General features: G+C 40.3%; 14 protein-coding genes and 1 tRNA gene. All 15 read right to left on the reverse strand.

Translation table 11 applies throughout. The features are described from left to right. Nucleotides 1-62 precede the first annotated feature (62 nt). The 15 genes from DF216_RS00225 to leuB all read right to left on the reverse strand — a co-directional run bounded on the left by DF216_RS00225 (nt 63) and on the right by leuB (nt 16,763). A complete protein-coding gene (locus DF216_RS00225; protein WP_129325556.1) occupies nt 63-278 on the reverse strand; it encodes a hypothetical protein in 216 nt (71 codons plus the stop codon). A 20-nt stretch (nt 279-298) separates the two neighbouring features. After that, nucleotides 299-1,174 (reverse strand): DUF4300 family protein, encoded by an 876-nt coding sequence (locus DF216_RS00230; RefSeq protein ID WP_129325557.1) that lies wholly within the window; start codon nt 1,172-1,174, stop codon nt 299-301. Between the two features lie 324 nt (nt 1,175-1,498). Further along, nucleotides 1,499-2,269, reverse strand: a complete 771-nt coding sequence (locus DF216_RS00235; RefSeq protein ID WP_129325558.1) for a nucleotidyltransferase domain-containing protein — start codon at nt 2,267-2,269, stop codon at nt 1,499-1,501. Nucleotides 2,270-2,405: 136 nt separating this feature from the next. Beyond that, nucleotides 2,406-3,356: a bifunctional riboflavin kinase/FAD synthetase gene (locus tag DF216_RS00240; protein ID WP_129325559.1), complete on the reverse strand. Its 951-nt coding sequence runs from the start codon at nt 3,354-3,356 to the stop codon at nt 2,406-2,408. 143 nt (nt 3,357-3,499) lie between these two features. Continuing rightward, the gene (gene smc / locus DF216_RS00245) at nt 3,500-7,039 is read right to left on the reverse strand and encodes a chromosome segregation protein SMC (RefSeq protein ID WP_129325560.1); all 3,540 of its coding nucleotides are present in this window, start codon (nt 7,037-7,039) and stop codon (nt 3,500-3,502) included. After that, nucleotides 7,030-7,728 carry a ribonuclease III gene (gene rnc, locus DF216_RS00250; RefSeq protein ID WP_129325561.1) on the reverse strand — a complete coding sequence of 233 codons (699 nt, stop codon included), beginning with the start codon at nt 7,726-7,728 and terminating at the stop codon, nt 7,030-7,032. Before rnc ends, smc begins: the two co-directional genes overlap by 10 nt. Before the next feature lie 171 nt (nt 7,729-7,899). Further along, nucleotides 7,900-7,971, reverse strand: a tRNA-Arg gene (locus DF216_RS00255). 67 nt (nt 7,972-8,038) lie between these two features. Next, complete coding sequence (locus DF216_RS00260; protein WP_129325562.1) at nt 8,039-9,025, reverse strand: GMP reductase; 987 nt, start codon at nt 9,023-9,025, stop codon at nt 8,039-8,041. 169 nt (nt 9,026-9,194) lie between these two features. Beyond that, nucleotides 9,195-10,499, reverse strand: coding sequence for an McrC family protein (locus tag DF216_RS00265; RefSeq protein WP_129325855.1), 1,305 nt, complete (start codon nt 10,497-10,499; stop codon nt 9,195-9,197). Beyond that, the gene (locus tag DF216_RS00270) at nt 10,483-12,450 is read right to left on the reverse strand and encodes an McrB family protein (RefSeq protein ID WP_129325563.1); all 1,968 of its coding nucleotides are present in this window, start codon (nt 12,448-12,450) and stop codon (nt 10,483-10,485) included. The genes DF216_RS00265 and DF216_RS00270 overlap by 17 nt, the downstream gene beginning before the upstream one ends. A 214-nt stretch (nt 12,451-12,664) precedes the next feature. Then, nucleotides 12,665-13,444, reverse strand: a complete 780-nt coding sequence (locus tag DF216_RS00275) for an L-threonylcarbamoyladenylate synthase (RefSeq protein WP_129325564.1) — start codon at nt 13,442-13,444, stop codon at nt 12,665-12,667. 26 nt (nt 13,445-13,470) lie between these two features. Beyond that, nucleotides 13,471-14,064: a 3-isopropylmalate dehydratase small subunit gene (leuD, locus tag DF216_RS00280; RefSeq protein ID WP_000410640.1), complete on the reverse strand. Its 594-nt coding sequence runs from the start codon at nt 14,062-14,064 to the stop codon at nt 13,471-13,473. A 9-nt stretch (nt 14,065-14,073) separates the two neighbouring features. After that, nucleotides 14,074-15,456: a 3-isopropylmalate dehydratase large subunit gene (gene leuC, locus DF216_RS00285; RefSeq protein ID WP_129325565.1), complete on the reverse strand. Its 1,383-nt coding sequence runs from the start codon at nt 15,454-15,456 to the stop codon at nt 14,074-14,076. 3 nt (nt 15,457-15,459) lie between these two features. After that, nucleotides 15,460-15,729: a DUF1294 domain-containing protein gene (locus tag DF216_RS00290; protein WP_129325566.1), complete on the reverse strand. Its 270-nt coding sequence runs from the start codon at nt 15,727-15,729 to the stop codon at nt 15,460-15,462. After that, entirely contained in the window at nt 15,726-16,763 is a 1,038-nt protein-coding gene (gene leuB / locus DF216_RS00295) for a 3-isopropylmalate dehydrogenase (RefSeq protein WP_129325567.1), read from the reverse strand. The genes DF216_RS00290 and leuB overlap by 4 nt, the downstream gene beginning before the upstream one ends. Nucleotides 16,764-16,770: the final 7 nt, after the last annotated feature.

Genomic DNA, 16,770 nt, shown 5'->3' on the forward strand with positions numbered 1-16,770 from the left:
GTATACTAAATTAAGAATAACACTCAATTTATATTATGTTAGTGGCATTTAATATTACGGTTTTAAAAAGTAATTGTTGTTGTAGATATGTCACAAAAGATTCTATTCTCATCTTCAATCACCTCCCAAACTTCTGATCGATAACCCTCATCATCTATATCATAGTGCTGCATATAACCTAAAAATCGTTCTTTTTTATTTGAGTTACGAGGCTTGAGAATGTTTACTGCCCAGACTCCGATAAGAATGAGAACTAAAAGTGCTATTACTATTTTCATCCGATTCTCCTTTGCCTATCTTAATAACCTTCAACCCACTTTTCATTATCCATGATGAAAGGCTTAGCCAGTCCTTCGCCAGTGTAATCCTCATATTTGGTCAATAGATATTTGTAACAATCTTCCTTGGTCGCAAATTTAATAGCTTGATAGGGCTCTTCAAAAGTCAGTTTCTCTACAAATAAGAAACCCTCCTCAGCTGGCACTAAAACACCTACGTGACCGACAAAAAGAAACTCTCCATCCAAATTGTCATGCAAAACAACAGACAACATTCGAGCCTTGTCATTAAATTGAAACTGGGAGAAGAATTTCTCCATCTTCTGCGCGTGAATTTTTACATCCGTCGTTGCTTCCGTCTTCACCCTAGAAAATAGAATATCAAACTCTTCCTTATCTTTCGCATCAAAAACCTTTCCCTTATCGATAGCATCGTTATCAACGAAAAGAAGCTGATCATTCTTTTCAAGTTTTGGAATTGTGACTGAATTTTTTAAGAGGGCATAGCTATTGATACGGCAGTTGGTTCCGACAAAGTCACCCTTTTTTTGATTCCAGAGATTGCCGATTTTCTCTACATCGTATTCCGTCTTTGTAAAGGAAGTAAAATCACCACTTAAGCCAGTGGAGCCGACAGTCGCATTATAGTCCGTAACAAGATTGAAAAATGCGTCAACACTATTTGGATCCAAGTGGGCTGATAAGAGTGCTTTGACCTCTTCAGTACTGACCTGATTGTTAAGATTGGTATATGAAGCCGTCCAAGGAACTTTATCTGAACTGGTCTGTGACTGATTTGTAGCTTCAGTCCTCGTATTATTTTGGTGACAAGCAGCCAATCCAAGTAAAAATGGCAAACACAGTCCCATGGCTACTACTTTTCTCGTTCGTTTCATGCGATTCTCCTTTTTGAATTTTATAACTAGTAATTTATAACTTGAACTACATACAGCTAAGAAGAATAATTCATTCTCTACTAGAAATATGAGTAATTTGTAGAATAAGGATCTAAACCTATTAACTATATTATACTATATTAGCAAGAAAAAGACTGTAAGAATCAAAAAATTCTTACAGTTATTTTTTTATAACAAGTGGAAGTTTTTCTGAAATTACATCCAGCCCAAAATTAATACCAAAAATTTGAAAATGATAATACTTCTAAAATTTTTGTTCGATTAATAATGGATTGACCTTTATTACTTGATTATACCAATGCATCATTTTCTCAATTCCTCAAGGAAAAATTGATTTGGAGCTTTCCAGTCTTTCTTTTCCTCACTAACACTTTGAACATAGGCACCAAGCTCTTGGATATTCTCTAAAATATAATCTTGAATTGACTTAATCGGATCAATTTCCATACCTTCAGGACCGTTTATCTTAATATCAAGCAATCTTGACACATGCTCCTGCATTTGGGACGTCAGCAATTCTTTGACCAAATCATCAAATAAAATCGGCGGAATAGAATGGTATTTTTCAATCCAACGGCAAGCCAAAATGGGACGAAGCGCATAGAAATACTTTTTAGGTTTGACCTTGTCTCCTGAAAGATACTTATTCATTTGAGTTCTTGCAGTGTTCAAGTAATGGTGGAGCATTTTTTTCTCAGAAAAATACTGGTTGGCAAGTGGACGTATGCGCTCAATAAAATCCGTTTGTTGATAAACAATTGGTGACTGTAACCATTCAAATAGTGTAGGATTAGACTTATAAAGGAGTTTTAAAGTCTTGTCTAAATCCCAGCCACTCACATCCCAAGTATCGTCAATCGGTAGCTCGATAACGTCACGCTGTTCATTCAAACGGAGATAAAAATCTTGCTTATGTTTGTAGATAAATCGCACATCAAAGTCACTATCAGGAGACTCAAATCCCCAAGCACGACTACCAGACTCAATAGCCCACAAAACTTTGACATCGAAATCACGCTCAATTTCTGCTAATTTTTCCGGCACCAAAACATTCATTTCTTCTTGCGTTTGCATAATAAAGCCTCGTCTATAATTTGAACATAAATAGTTGCTAAAATAGGAAACTAGGGGGACTGAAAGTGCATTATATCAAACTTTCAAAACTACTACCAAAAGAACTAATCCTTCTAGTAGCTTTTTTAGACGTTTTCTATACCTGAGACTCTTGAATGACATAATCTCCATCCTTCCAGTTCCGAGCAATCTCTTCGTCTTTCTGGAGTTGGTCTACGAGCTCTTCGACGGTGTCAAATTTGACCATATCGCGGACACGGTCTAACCAGTAGACCATGACTGTCTCACCATAAATATCATCTGAAAAGTCAAAAATATTGACTTCAAAACGTGGCTCTTCTCCATCGAAAGTAACATTTTTCCCAACGCTTGCCATACCACGATATCTCTGACGTTGTACTTCCACATCAACTACGTAAACACCGTCTGCTGGCATATAAGTTCGATCTCTTAGGACTAGATTGGCTGTTGGGTAACCGATAGTCCGTCCACGAGCATTTCCGTGAACGACCATCCCACGAGAAGGGAGAGGTGTTCCGAGCAAGTGACCTGCCTCCCTCACATCACCATAAAGGATAGCTTGGCGAATCCGTGTAGAACTAATCTTGCCCTTTTCGTCTTCGACCGGAGGAACAATGATAATCTCTCCATCAAAATAATCCTTCAGGTCATCCGCAGTTTTCTTATCTGAACCAAACGTATAATCAAATCCTGCTACGATAATCGCTGGTTTTAAAGCTCTAACATAAGTATCAAAAAATTCTTGACCCGTTAAACTAGCAAATTTGCTACTAAAGTCCAGTAAGAAGAGAGCCTCTACACCGTGCCACTTCATCTTGTGCTCCCGTTCCTCGTGATTGACGATGTGAAGCATGAGCTCGGGTTGGTAAGGTTGTAAGGCAAGTTTTGGCGACTCTGTAAAGGTCATCACAACAACTGGCAGATAGTCCTTCATCGAAGCCTTGCTGGCCACTTCAAAAAGTTTCTGATGTCCCTTGTGGATGCCATCAAAATAACCTAGTACAAGGACCGTTTTACCCGGTACTGCAATGTCTTTTTCGTTCTTAATAGGTACTGTTGTAATCATGAAACTATTATATCATAGAGCCTGTCTTTTCGCTAAGAGGAAATCCCAAATGTCGTTTTTTGCGCCTGAACTGACCTTGATAGACAATTCAAGCTATGAGTTTTTAAAAATAGCAACTCCTAAGAGATGCTATCGTTTGGTAACTAGTTTACAGTTTCTTCCAAGTCTTTTAACTTAACCGAAACAATCTTTGACACACCTGATTCTTGCATGGTAACCCCATAGATAGAATCCGCTGCCGCCATGGTCCCCTTACGATGGGTCACAACGATAAACTGACTATCCTTGTCAAAGCGGTTGAGGTAATCCCCGAAACGTTTAACATTGGCTTCGTCTAGCGCCGCCTCTACCTCGTCCAAGATAACAAAAGGAATAGTCTTGACTCGAATGATAGAGAACAACAAGGCCAGAGCCGATAGGGCTTTTTCACCACCACTCATGAGGTTGAGTGATTGGATTTTCTTACCTGGTGGTTGAACAGAAATCTCCACACCAGCTGTTAAAAGATCGCCCTCAGTTAATATCAAGTCTGCCTGACCTCCACCAAACATCTGTCTAAAGGTCACTTTAAAGGACTCACGAATAGCCTCAAAGGTTGATTTAAAGCGTTCCTTAACCTCATCATTCATCTCCGTGATGGTCTCAAGGAGTAGGTTTTTAGCAGATAAAATATCATCTCGTTGGCTATTTAAGAAATCCAAACGATTGTGGACTTCTTCGTACTGGTCAATAGCTTCCAAATTGACTGGACCCAGTGAGCGAATAGCCTTCTCAAGATCTTTAACCTCTTGCTCTGCCAGATTGAGATTTTCCAACTCATGCGCTTTTTCTAGAGCCTCAGTATAGCTGATCTGGTACTGGTCAGTTAATTGAGCTTGTAGATAGCGCAAGCGTTCGCTGACCTTTTCTTTCTTGGCTTCAGCACGTGTTTGTTTGCGAATCCACTCCTCATTCTGCTGACGAGCCTGGTCCAAATGGCTGGCAATATCATCCAGCTGACCTTCAATATCATCCAACTCAAACTGCTTGCGAATCAAACCTTGTTGGAGGTTTGTTTTCTGAGTTTTGGCCTCTTCCGCCTGCTGACTTAGCAAATCCGTATCAACCTTCTCAAGATTATCAACCCTTTCTTGGAGGAGACGCTGGATTTCCTCTTGTTCGATATCCAGATTATCCAGTTCCTTACCTAGGCGTTCAATATCAGTCACTTCGTACCGCTTTTGTCCTTGCAGTTCTGACTTAAGCAAGCGTGCTTGCGCTACTTGTTCCTGCAAGTTTTGATAGCGTTCTTGAATGGCGTTTTTATTCGACTTAATCTCTTCAATCTCAGCTTCTAGATTTTGCTTTTCACTCGCGATAGTAGAAAGGCGCTCTTGGCATTTTTCCTTATCCACTTGCCAATCTCCTTCAGAAAGACGATTTAGTTCCTCTTCTTGAAGTTTCCAAAGAGTTTCTAGTTCTTCGACCTGCTGACTAGTTTGCTGATAAGCGAGAGACAAGCCTTGCTCCTGGATACGAGCTTGCTCACCCTGAGATTTGATGGCCTCTAATCTTTCTGTTAATACTGCCATCTCATCTTGCAAGGTCTTCAAAGTCGCTTCTTCTGAACGCAGACTAGCTTCTTCTTCAGCAATTTCTTTTTGTAATTGCTCCAGCTCTGGCTTGATGAAGATACTGTTATTCTGGCGATTGGCACCACCCGCGTAGGAACCACCTGTGCGCAACTCTGTCCCATCCAGTGTCACCATACGAACCTGGTAACGAACTTGGCGAGCTGCCGTACGCGCATGTTCTACAGTATCAAAGATAGCCGTCGTAGCTAGCAAGTTCTTGAAAATGGCTTCTAGTCTAGTATCAAAAGTAACCAACTCATCAGCCATTCCAAGGAAGCCTGGACTTGCTGCGATAGCATCTTGGTTCTGACTAGAAATCGCACGAGCCTTGATCGTCGTCAACGGAAGGAAGGTTGCACGACCGGATCTGTTGCGCTTGAGGAAATCAATCGCCTTAGTCGCTGCGTTCTCATCTTCTACGATGATGTGCTGACTGCTTGCTCCAAGCGCAATTTCTAGGGCAGTTTGATAATGCACATCAAAAGTCAGATGCTCACTGACTGCACCAATGATCCCACCAAGACGGTCTTTTTCTTGAAGAACACTCTTAACACCCGCGTAAAAGTTGCTATGATTTCTAAGGATATTCTCTAAACTTTGGGCTCTAGCCTGCTTGTTTTTGAGACTATCCAGACGGTCAAAGAGTTGGCTCTGCTGGGCTTGGTAAGAAACTTTCTGTTCCTCTTGCTCCTTGGCACTAGCTTGGTAGTCAGCCAATAATTTCTGAACCTGCACCTTGGCAGTTTCAAGCTCATCCTTTTGCTGACTGGCCTTTTCTTTAGCTGTAGCCAGTTGTTCTTTCAGTTTCTCAACTTGATCTGCTTGTTTTTGAGATAGCTGACGGCTGTTCTCTAGTTCATTCTCGATGCGGGTCAGTTGGTTTGAGACATCCGCTTCTTCTTGCAAAAGCGCAACAAAGCGTTCACGCAAGAGCTCGATCATCTGGTCAGGATCATCTGAAAAAGCTAGCAATTCTGCCTCTAAACGATTGAGTTCTTTGTTGTTTTCAGTTAGACTTTCCTCTAACTGTGCCAAATTCGCTTCTTTTTCTGCCTTCTCTTTACTTAGAGTCTTTCTCTTATCTTCTAAAGATGCCAAACGGGCTTGTGCTTCTTGTTGATTGAGGGCTACCTGCTCTGACTCCAGTTTAGATAGGGCTAATTTTCGCTCTAAGTCACTTATCAGATTCGTCAGATCCATCAAGATCCCTTGGTCTTTGGACATTTGAGCTTGGAGATCTTGGCGTTTCTTTTTAAGACTTTGATTTTCTTCTTCCAACTCTTCACGCTTTTGGTAGTAGCTCGTCAAAAGTTCTTGAACCTGAGTTAGTTCTTCTTCTGTTAGCTCTAGTTCTGCCTTGTTTTCCTTGATCTGAGCGACCAAAACATCCAAGTAAATGGCCTTACGTTGACCATCCAAGTCGAGAAACTTACGAGCATTCTCGGCTTGTTTTGCAAGGGGCTTGATTTGATTTTCCAACTCATAGATAATGTCCTCTAAACGGTCTAGATTGTCCTGAGTTTGTTGCAGTTTGCTCTCTGTTTCTTTTCTTCGAGTTTTGTATTTCAAAACTCCTGTAGCTTCTTCAAAAATAGCTCGGCGTTCTTCAGGCTTGGAATTAAAAATCTCCTCAACCTTTCCTTGGGAAATAATAGAGAAGGAATCACGTCCCAGACCTGTATCTAAGAAAAGGTCATGTACATCACGGAGACGAACCTTTTTGCCATCAATTCGATACTCACTATCTCCACTACGATAAATATGGCGTTCTACCTTGATTTCTTGCCCCGCATCCTTGATAAAACCATCTTCATTATCCAAGGTCACTACAACAGAGGCATAATTGAGTGGTTTGCGACTTTCAGTTCCAGCAAAGATGACATCCGGCATCTTACCACCACGAAGGCTCTTAACACTGGACTCTCCCAAGGCCCATCGCAGACTTTCTGTGATATTTGATTTTCCAGATCCATTTGGCCCAACAACAGCTGTCACACCTTGGTCAAAGACTACCTTGGTCTTGTCAGCAAAGGACTTGAATCCCTGAATCTCAATTTCCTTTAAATACATGAATCCAGCCCCTTCTCAACGGCACTTTTTGCAGCCTCTTGCTCTGCTAATTTTTTAGAACGGCCTTGACCTTTTCCGATGCTCTTTCCTTCAACTAGAACTTCTACATCAAAAACCTTATCATGAGCAGGTCCTGTCTCAGAGATAACCTGGTAGTGAATGTCCACATCCCCATTGACCTGAAGTAACTCTTGCAGATGAGTCTTGTAATCCTTAATCATTTCAAAGTCACCTGCTTCGACCTTGGGAATCATGACCTGATAGATAAACTCTTTTACCTTAGCCACATCCTTGTCTAAAAGCAAAGCACCTAGAAAGGCTTCAAAGGCATCACCAAGAATGGTGTCACGATTGCGCCCACCAGACTTTTCTTCCCCTTTTCCCAGCTTGATAAACTGATCAAACTGGCAATCACGCGCAAAACCAGCCAAACTTTCCTCACGGACAATCATGGCACGGAGCTTGGACAAATCACCCTCTGGTTTCTTAGGATATTTTTTATACAGGTATTCTGAAATCAATAATTGCAGAACAGCGTCTCCTAAAAATTCCAAGCGCTCATTGTGTGAAATTTTTAAGAGGCGATGCTCATTGGCATAACTCGTATGAGTAAAGGCAGTTTCCAGTAGCTTTTTATCCGCAAATTCGATTGCAAAACGCTTCTTCAGTACAGTTTGTAATTCTTTCATACCAACCTCTTTCTAACTGATTACAGTCTTTCTTATTATATCAAAAAAAGCCTCCTGAGTCACTTTAAAACGAGACTAAAGAAAATTTAGCTTTTTTAGAAGAAAATTTTCAATTTTAGGAAAAATTTAAAGAAAAAAGCCTTATTTAAAGGCTTTCTTAGGCTATTTACATCCACCCTGAGGGAATCGAACCCCCATCTCAAGAACCGGAATCTTACGTGATATCCATTACACTAAGGGTGGAAACTTGTCTTATTATAACAGAAATTTGCTCTAATAACAAGTTTTTTATGGGTGGACTAAGCGTCCATTAGTGAGATGCATCCCCGTTCCAGATAGAGTTTTTCACGATAACATAATCAACGTGTTTGAGGTCGGCAACCTTGCGTCCACCTGCGTAGGAAATGGCACTTTGCAGATCCTGCTCCATCTCAGTAAGGGTATCTTGCAAATGCCCTTTTGCAGGAAGTAAGATGCGTTTGCCTTCCACGTTTTTATAAGCACCCTTTTGATATTGTGAAGCTGAACCATAGTATTCTTTGAACTGTTCGCCATCAACTTCAATCGTTTTCCCTGGGCTTTCGATATGTCCTGCGAATAGGGAACCAATCATGACCATGCTAGCACCGAAACGGATTGACTTAGCAATATCACCATGAGTACGAATCCCACCATCAGCAATAATCGGTTTACGCGCAGCTTTAGCACACCAGCGAAGTGCTGCCAACTGCCAACCGCCTGTACCAAAACCAGTCTTGACCTTGGTGATACAAACCTTACCAGGACCAATTCCAACCTTGGTAGCATCCGCACCAGCATTTTCCAATTCACGTACAGCTTCTGGTGTTCCCACATTTCCAGCAATGACAAAAGTATCTGGCAATTCTTTCTTGATGTGCTGAATCATTGAAATCACACTATCTGCATGACCATGAGCAATATCAATCGTGATATACTCAGGAGCATCAACCTTGAGTTGGCTAACAAAGTCATACTCATAATCCTTGACACCGACAGAAATGGAAGCAATCAGCCCTTGATCGTGCATGCGTTTGATAAAAGGAATGCGCCCCGCTTCATCAAAACGGTGCATAATGTAGAAGTATCCGCCTTTAGCCAATTGCTCTGCAACATTCTCATCCAAAATCGTCTGCATATTGGCTGGTACAACAGGTAGTTTGAAAGTGTGATTTCCAAGTGTGACACTTGTATCCGCTTCTGCACGGCTTTTAATGACGCATTTATTAGGGATCAACTGAATATCTTCGTAATCAAAAATTGGAAATTCATTTAACATATCGATGTCTCGTTTCTTTTGTAATGACCTACCTATGCCTTCGCATCACTACGTCTTTTCCGACGTTTCCTTAACTAATTCTACACCAAAGTACAGATTTTGTCAAATAATTTCAATTATAAAATAATAAAGTTCGGTTTTTATGGTTTTAAGATAAAAAGTGAGGAGATTAGTTTCTCCCCACTTCTTTAGTAATATTCCTTTTAAAAATTTCTTCGGAGCATTCCATCATTTCACAAAATTCATTATAAGATGAAGCCTTTTGAGGAATTTGTATAGACAATTTCTTCAACAAAGCTCCATAACCTGCTAGCTTTCCTATCTCATTATCAACAACCTTTTGCTTGCTCGGAAAAACAAGACCAGCTTTCTCAACTTTTAAAATATAAGAATAGGAAATCAGCTGGAATAAGTCCTCACGGTTTATTCCTTTTTCAGTATCTTCAAGTTTTTTATATTTAGCATCTAAAACTATTTTTAACTCTTTATGATAAAAATCTGGAAATACTTTTCTTTCACGGTCAGAAAATACTGAAATTCCGTCCGTCTTATCCTTATTTCGTGGATGGATGAAATCTTTTGGCAACAAGGTATAAACATACTCTTCCCAGAGCCAGGAAACATCAAAAAGAATACCATGGATTTTTTGTTCTTGATATCCTAAACCGTGTTTTTCTTGGTTTAGGATCATCAGACAAAGTTCTTGTAACTTTCTGTACTCTCTGAAATAGGCGTGTCGGATGGATTTCGTTTTATTCATTCTGATAATCTTGGCAAAATCAGCTAATTTATAAGACGGAGTTACACGGATAATTTCAGCTATACTTTCACGATTATTATCAAGCGAAGCTCCGAAACTTTTTTGAGTCTTTATGTACTCAATCGTATGCCGAATCAATTGCATGAGTGGATTATCATAGGTGAACTCTCTCGTTGTGTAGGCAATATTTCCTATAAAAGGAACATTTCTTTTCAGATGATTTCCTACATCTATCACTCCCTTTACATGACTGTCGTTATGAGAAAATCTCTGGTATTCCTTATAAAGACCTTTTCGAAGAGCAACTTGCAGATACTTTGGAAATAGGTAAATCAAGAACTGATAAAGTCTATCCTCTTGAGATAGGCCAACATCTAAACTAGTCAGATTGATATTGAGAACTTTTTGTAAGAGATAATGCAAAAAATGGTCGTTACTTTCATCAGAAAAACGAGAGGAAATCGTCAATCTTTCCTGACCACATCCCAGAAAACCAATCACATTACCTGTCTTGATTTTCTGATTGACTGTTTCAAAGATTTTTTGGTCTCTTTCTAAGTCAGGAGAATATTGTAGGTCATTTGGAAAAATGAACATACTCTCTTCTTGGGAAAGATTTGATAAAGTTCTATCAAGAAGGGCTTGACTAAGGTTAGGATATTCTGCGACAAAGTCTTCTTTAGCAATTTTATGCTGATTATCGGTTATCCGCATCATTATCACCAGTATCTTGCTGATCTGTTCGCTCGTTATTTGTCAGCTCAAATGCTTTTTTCAATGTTTCCAGAGTTTCAGATTCCTCATAAGAACCACGTAAATAATCTTCCAAAAGTGGTTTGAGATAATCAGACCAGAGTAATTCATAGTTAAAATCTACATCCTTCAATTTAAGGAAATAACTTGGTCCGATATGGTAATGACTGTTTAATTCCTGAATATTTTCGATAGCAGTATTCAAGTTCCTTAGTCGGATTTTAGCTTCTTCAGCATCTTCACCTAGTTCTTGATCTAGAATATAAAGTTGACTGTCAGCCATAACTTCAACAAAACGGAAACGACGACGCATAGCAAAATCAAAGGTATCCACTGAACGATCAATATCATTCATAGTTCCGATGATGTAAACATTTTCGGGGATATAAAACTTTTCATCAGTTTCGTGTAGATTTGCATATTGGGTAGAAACACTTCCCTTTTCACCACGGTAGCCAGGGTCAATAGAGAAAAAGAGTTCCCCAAAAATCTTAGAAATCTCACCACGATTAATCTCATCGATGATGAAGACGAATTTCTTGTCTGTGTTAATCATTGGGGATACATAATCACATAAACCATAACTTTCTTTCATGTGATCCAAAACAATTTTTTGATAAGTTTCGTACTTTAAATTAGTATCTTCACCCTTGTACAAAAGATACACTTTTTCTTTGGTAGCAACGGGAGAATCAAACTTCACATTCCCTTGACTATTTAAACTGGCTGGAACCGAACTACGAGGGAAGAAGTATTGTCCTTGCTTTTCATTAATAGCATCCGTTAGCTTACCCCACGCTTCCTCAAAATTATCTTGTCCTCCAGTTTTCTGAGCTTCTTTCGCTCTCTGACAGAACTTCTTAAAAATACCATCCTGTAATTTAAACTCAATAGCTCCATCCCCATTTGATACCGGTCTTAAACCCTCAACAAAATCCGTATAATCATAAGATGGGTGAAACTGTACAAAGCCGATTTGGTCTTCGTTGCCATCAGTTAATTCTGCCGCTATTTCTTTAGCAAGATAAGTTTTTCCTGTACCAGGTGCACCTCGGAGGATGAGGTTTTTGGATTTTAATAAGATATTTTTATACTCGTTGATATTTTCTAACATGTTTATATCTTCCTTTTCTGCTTCTCTATAAAAACTAGTAAAATTGTCATAAAAGTCTTTTAAAATTTCATTGGGTTCAGCAGTTGATTCCAACTCTAAGTCCTTGACAAGGTATTTATACCCTAAATCTTCATCTAGATTATTACTATACCATTTTACAATTTTAAATTCTGTGAGTTTAAATCTCTCAAAACCACACCTTATATTTATCCATGAATTATCAATTTTATTTAATTGATAACCAAAGTAAGGTAGTTTTCTATATCCTTCACCATTTTTTGGACCACACTGACCTGTGTTAAGCATTTCAACTTTGTATGGAATATCCTCAATTGTAACAGCAGGATAAATAAGTTTAGCTCCATCTAATTTTTGAGAACGTTTAATTTTTATATCTTTCGAATTATAGATATTTGCTTGATTCACAAATTTAGCCAAAAATTCTCTGAAGACTTTATAACACTCTGAGTTATTTCCACCTTTTACAAACTCATAAGATTTATTTATAAAAGTGAAAATCTCATTTAGTGAATTTTCGTCCTTAATAAAATACTCAGCATCAAGTGTCCAACCAAATGAATCAGGCTTCTTATTAAATATCAAAAAATCTGAATCACGAAGGCTTTTGGAGAGAACAGCAATCTTTATTCCTTTATTCTGAAAGTTAATCTCTATAAAGTTTTGTAACTTTCCTTTCATATTTTTAACCTGAAAAGAAATATAACTTTTTGTTTGATTTTCAATTGCATCTGGGAATTCTTTTTTTATCTTGTCAATGAAAGTTTGTTTTGAAACCATTGTGTTTTCCTTGCTTATTAAAAATTTATTGTTAGACGTAAATTATTTTTGTTTAGTTCAAAGTAAAATATTTTACTTTGAACTAAACAACATTCTATTAATATATATTCTGCATCTAGCATATCATATCTATTAAAAAAAGAAAAGAATTTCTAAAGAAAAAGCCCAGTGTCAGGAGCTTCAATATCTCATGACTCTAGACTTCTTTTCAATCCTAATAATACTCTCCCTGTCGGTAGTCCCATGAGTTAAAGGTATCTGCTAAGTGCATCATGATTTTATCAATGTCAAGCCCTTTGCGGATCACAACTGGCGCTGGTGAAGTTGAACGTGCTCCTCCTTGTTCTGGGATAAGTTTTCCGTCTTTATCTACCATTGATACCATCACGCCTTGCTCGTAGCGAGTTTCAATCGTTTTGTCAGGCTGGATGGATGCCACATAATCGTCTGCTTCGATGACAAGGTCCACTGCTCCTTCGATACGTTCTCCGATTCCTTCCACCTTACCGCGATTTCCTTTTCCAGATGGGTTAGCTGATGAGGCGTATACCATCTTACCCTCTTCCCAAAGTTTGGTAGCCAATTGTTCACCAGCTTTCCCAAACTTGATGACAAAACAGCTAGTACCACGAACGTCTGTCATGAGTTCTTCACGGCCATCACCGTAAGCTTTGAGTTTTTCAAAGGCCTCTGGTTTCCAAGGAAGGATACAACCAAGAAGAATATCTTCATCCCAATGTTTTTGGTAGAAGGCTTCAATTTCTGGATTGAGTTGTGCTAAAGCGCGAAGCTCGTCCATGCTACCACAAAGTACAACACCTGGTTTGTTACGGTTACGCTCTTTGGCTTCAAATTTGCGTTCAAGACCTGCCTTATCGCTCGTCATGATAATGTAACCAACTTTTGTGGGGCAAACGATACATCCGCCCTCACCTTTTAAAATGTCATAGCCTTCTTGAGAAAGTGTTCCGTTCCATTGAATGTGTTTTGTCATAGTTCTATATTTCCTTTTCTATTTTTCTAATCCTGCCAGTAGGCCGGTCGTTGTTTTTCATAAGCAGCAATCAAATCTTCATACTGCAAAGTAATTCCGATATCATCCAAACCATTTAAGAGCTTGTGTTTCCATTCACTATCAATTTCGAAAGTGAATTCTCCAACTGGTGAGATGATTTTTTGTTGTTCCAAGTCTACAGTTACCTGGTCGGTCGGTTTGAGTTGGGCTAGCTTTTCTCTAACCTCCCTAGGCTGAACAATAGGCAACATGCCATTATTGAGTTCATTATTGTAATGAATGTCCCCAAAAGATCCTGCAATCACGACCTTAAAACCATAGTCGGCTAGAGCCCAAGCTGCGTGTTCTCTGGAAGAACCTGCGCCAAAGTTATCCCCTGAGATAAGAATACTGGCTTTACGGTATTCAGGTCGGTTAAAGACAAAATCTGGATCCTCTGTGTAGTTATCGTCCAGATAACGCCAAGCATACATAAGGTACTTACCAAAGCCTTTCTTATCAATTAACTTGAGAAACTGCTTGGGAAGGATTTGGTCGGTGTCAATGTTATCATTCATGAGAGGAACGGTCGTTCCCGTATAAACTGTAAATTTCTCCATATCCTCTCCTTACTGGGCTTCTGGCATTTGTCGAACATCTACGAAGCGCCCTGCGATAGCTGCCGCAGCTGCCATGGCCGGGCTACAGAGATGGGTCTTAGCGCCAAATCCCTGCCTATCTTCAAAGTTACGGTTACTGGTTGAAGCACAGTGGACGCCATCAGGGACCTTGTCGGGATTCATCCCTAGGCACATGGAGCAACCTGGGTCTCTCCACTCAAAACCAGCATCCAAAAAGACCTTGTCCAAGCCCAACTTCTCAGCGGCTCGTTTCACAGGACGAGAGCCTGGAACTACAATTGCTGTTAGATTGGGAGCAATTTTCTTTCCTTTGACAAATCGCGCAGCTAGTTGTAAATCGCTGAGACGAGCATTGGTACAAGAGCCGATAAAGATATAACCTAGTTCAATATCTGCTGGCTTTTGACCAGGCTCCAAGTCCATGTAATTGTAGGCTCGCTCATCATTCATATCCTTAATTTCTGGGAAGCTACTGTCAAAGTCAACCCCCATGGCAGGATTGGTTCCCCAAGTCACCATAGGAGCTAAGTCAGAGACATCCATCCGGATAACCTTATTATAAACAGCATCATCATCGCTAACTAGGGTTTTCCAATCCGCCACAGCCTCCTCGAAATCCTCGGGAACACATTCCCGTCCCTTGAGATAGTCATAGGTGGTCTGATCAGGATTCATAATTCCCATCTTAGAGCCAAACTCGATGGACATATTGCAGATGGTCATTCGCTCTTCCATGGTCAAAGCATCAATCGCTTCCCCACGATATTCTACCACATAGCCAACACCACAGGCAACGCCGTACTTGGCAATCAAGGCGAGAATATAATCCTTGGAATAAACTCCTTTTTGAGGAACACCAGTGAATTCCACCAACATTTTCTTGGGTTTAACTTGCCAGAGGGTCTGAGTAGCAAAGACATGCTCGACCTCACTAGTCCCAATCCCAAAGGCAATTGCTCCGAAGGCTCCGTGAGTTGCTGTATGGCTGTCTCCACAGACGATGAACTTCCCTGGTTGGGTTCGTCCTGTTTCTGGACCAACCATGTGAACAATCCCTTGCTTCTCAGAACCGTGGGCCGCATGTTCGATCCCAAACTCCTCAACATTTTCAGCTAACTTATCAATTTGCGCTTTCGAAATGACATCTCGAATATCATAGATATTGACCGTCGGAACATTGTGGTCAAAGGTTCCAAATGTCAAATCTGGTCGTCTCAATCTGCGACCTGCGTCTCGTAATCCTTGAAAGGCTTGGGGACTGGTCACCTCGTGAATATAGTGTTGATCCACATACATGAGTTGGGGCTGCCCCTCTTCTCCTGTGATGACATGACGCTCCCATAATTTATCAAAAATCGATTTTCCTGCCATCCATTACCTCCAAATGAAATATAAGGCTACTAGTGTGGTCACCATCCCAAGAAACCAAATCGTTTTAAAATACCATTTTCTAGTTTTGTGGTGAAAGGCGATTCCTGCTAACCAAGCACCAAATCCACCACATACAAGAGCCATAGTCAAGAGAATTTTCTCTGGGATGCGCCAAGCACCTCTCCTTGCCTTTGATTTGTCAATGCCATAAATCAAGAAAACCATGACATTCCAAAGTAAAAGGACTAGAGTAATTTTTTCATCTAACTTCATAACCTTGCAATAATGGCTTCCGTCATTTCCTTGGTCGAAGCCTGACCTCCTATATCTCTTGTTAAAATGCCTGCTGCCAAACTGGCTTCTACTGCATGTTCGATACGCTCCGCATCCTCATAACGTCCAAAGCTATCTCTCAGCATCATGGCCACTGATAAAATCATGGAAATAGGATTGGCAATTCCTTGACCTGCAATATCAGGTGCCGAACCGTGAATGGGCTCATAGAGACTTGGGCCATTTTCAGAATGACTGGCCGATGGCATAACTCCCAGCGTCCCTGACAGGACACTGGACTCGTCTGAAAGAATATCCCCAAAAAGATTTTCCGTTACCACAACGTCAAACTTAGCAGGATTGGTAATCATGAGCATAGCAGCTGAGTCTACTAGCTGATGCTCTAAGATTACATCTGGGAAGTCCTGTGCGACTTCCTCAGCTACTCTGCGCCAGAGTTTTGATGTCGCTAGAACATTTTGCTTATCGATGCTGGTAACGATTTTTCTCCGACTTCTTGCGATTTCAAAGGCCTTGCGAAGAATTCGCTCCACTTCCTCATAGCTGTAATCGTTGATATCACGCGCTTTTCGCTCTTCAAGAATATGATCTCCAAAGTAAATCCCTCCTGTCAACTCACGCACCACGACAAAGTCTACACCAGCAATTCGTTCTGGTTTGAGAGGTGATAAGTGCTTGAGACTCTCAAAGATTTTAACCGGACGAATATTGGCGTAGAGATTGAGTTCTTTACGGAGACCCAGCAAGCCTTGTTCGGGCCGAACCGCTGCCCCATCATACTGAGGACTACCAATAGCTGCTAGGAGAATTGCATCTGCTTCCCTACTTGCCTTGAGGGTTTCATCAGGTAAGGGATGTCCTGCCGCATCAATACCTGCACCTCCAAAAGGGCGTCTGTCTATTTCATAGACAAATCCTGTTTTTTCAGCTAGGGCCTCCAGAACTTCCAAACCAGCTTCCATAATTTCTGGACCGATTCCATCCCCTGCTAGAGTTACGATTTTCTTTGTCATAGCATTC

The sequence above is a fragment of the Streptococcus oralis genome, from assembly GCF_004127215.1.
Classification (GTDB): domain Bacteria; phylum Bacillota; class Bacilli; order Lactobacillales; family Streptococcaceae; genus Streptococcus; species Streptococcus oralis_BD.

What these genes read in the sequence shown, in the direction of transcription:
- DF216_RS00225 (WP_129325556.1), bottom strand. Translation starts at nt 278, where the DNA reads ATGAAAATAGTAATAGCACTTTTAGTTCTCATTCTTATCGGAGTCTGG.
- DF216_RS00230 (WP_129325557.1), bottom strand. Translation starts at nt 1,174, where the DNA reads ATGAAACGAACGAGAAAAGTAGTAGCCATGGGACTGTGTTTGCCATTT.
- DF216_RS00235 (WP_129325558.1), bottom strand. Translation starts at nt 2,269, where the DNA reads ATGCAAACGCAAGAAGAAATGAATGTTTTGGTGCCGGAAAAATTAGCA.
- DF216_RS00240 (WP_129325559.1), bottom strand. Translation starts at nt 3,356, where the DNA reads ATGATTACAACAGTACCTATTAAGAACGAAAAAGACATTGCAGTACCG.
- smc (WP_129325560.1), bottom strand. Translation starts at nt 7,039, where the DNA reads ATGTATTTAAAGGAAATTGAGATTCAGGGATTCAAGTCCTTTGCTGAC.
- rnc (WP_129325561.1), bottom strand. Translation starts at nt 7,728, where the DNA reads ATGAAAGAATTACAAACTGTACTGAAGAAGCGTTTTGCAATCGAATTT.
- DF216_RS00260 (WP_129325562.1), bottom strand. Translation starts at nt 9,025, where the DNA reads ATGTTAAATGAATTTCCAATTTTTGATTACGAAGATATTCAGTTGATC.
- DF216_RS00265 (WP_129325855.1), bottom strand. Translation starts at nt 10,499, where the DNA reads ATGCGGATAACCGATAATCAGCATAAAATTGCTAAAGAAGACTTTGTC.
- DF216_RS00270 (WP_129325563.1), bottom strand. Translation starts at nt 12,450, where the DNA reads ATGGTTTCAAAACAAACTTTCATTGACAAGATAAAAAAAGAATTCCCA.
- DF216_RS00275 (WP_129325564.1), bottom strand. Translation starts at nt 13,444, where the DNA reads ATGACAAAACACATTCAATGGAACGGAACACTTTCTCAAGAAGGCTAT.
- leuD (WP_000410640.1), bottom strand. Translation starts at nt 14,064, where the DNA reads ATGGAGAAATTTACAGTTTATACGGGAACGACCGTTCCTCTCATGAAT.
- leuC (WP_129325565.1), bottom strand. Translation starts at nt 15,456, where the DNA reads ATGGCAGGAAAATCGATTTTTGATAAATTATGGGAGCGTCATGTCATC.
- DF216_RS00290 (WP_129325566.1), bottom strand. Translation starts at nt 15,729, where the DNA reads ATGAAGTTAGATGAAAAAATTACTCTAGTCCTTTTACTTTGGAATGTC.
- leuB (WP_129325567.1), bottom strand. Translation starts at nt 16,763, where the DNA reads ATGACAAAGAAAATCGTAACTCTAGCAGGGGATGGAATCGGTCCAGAA.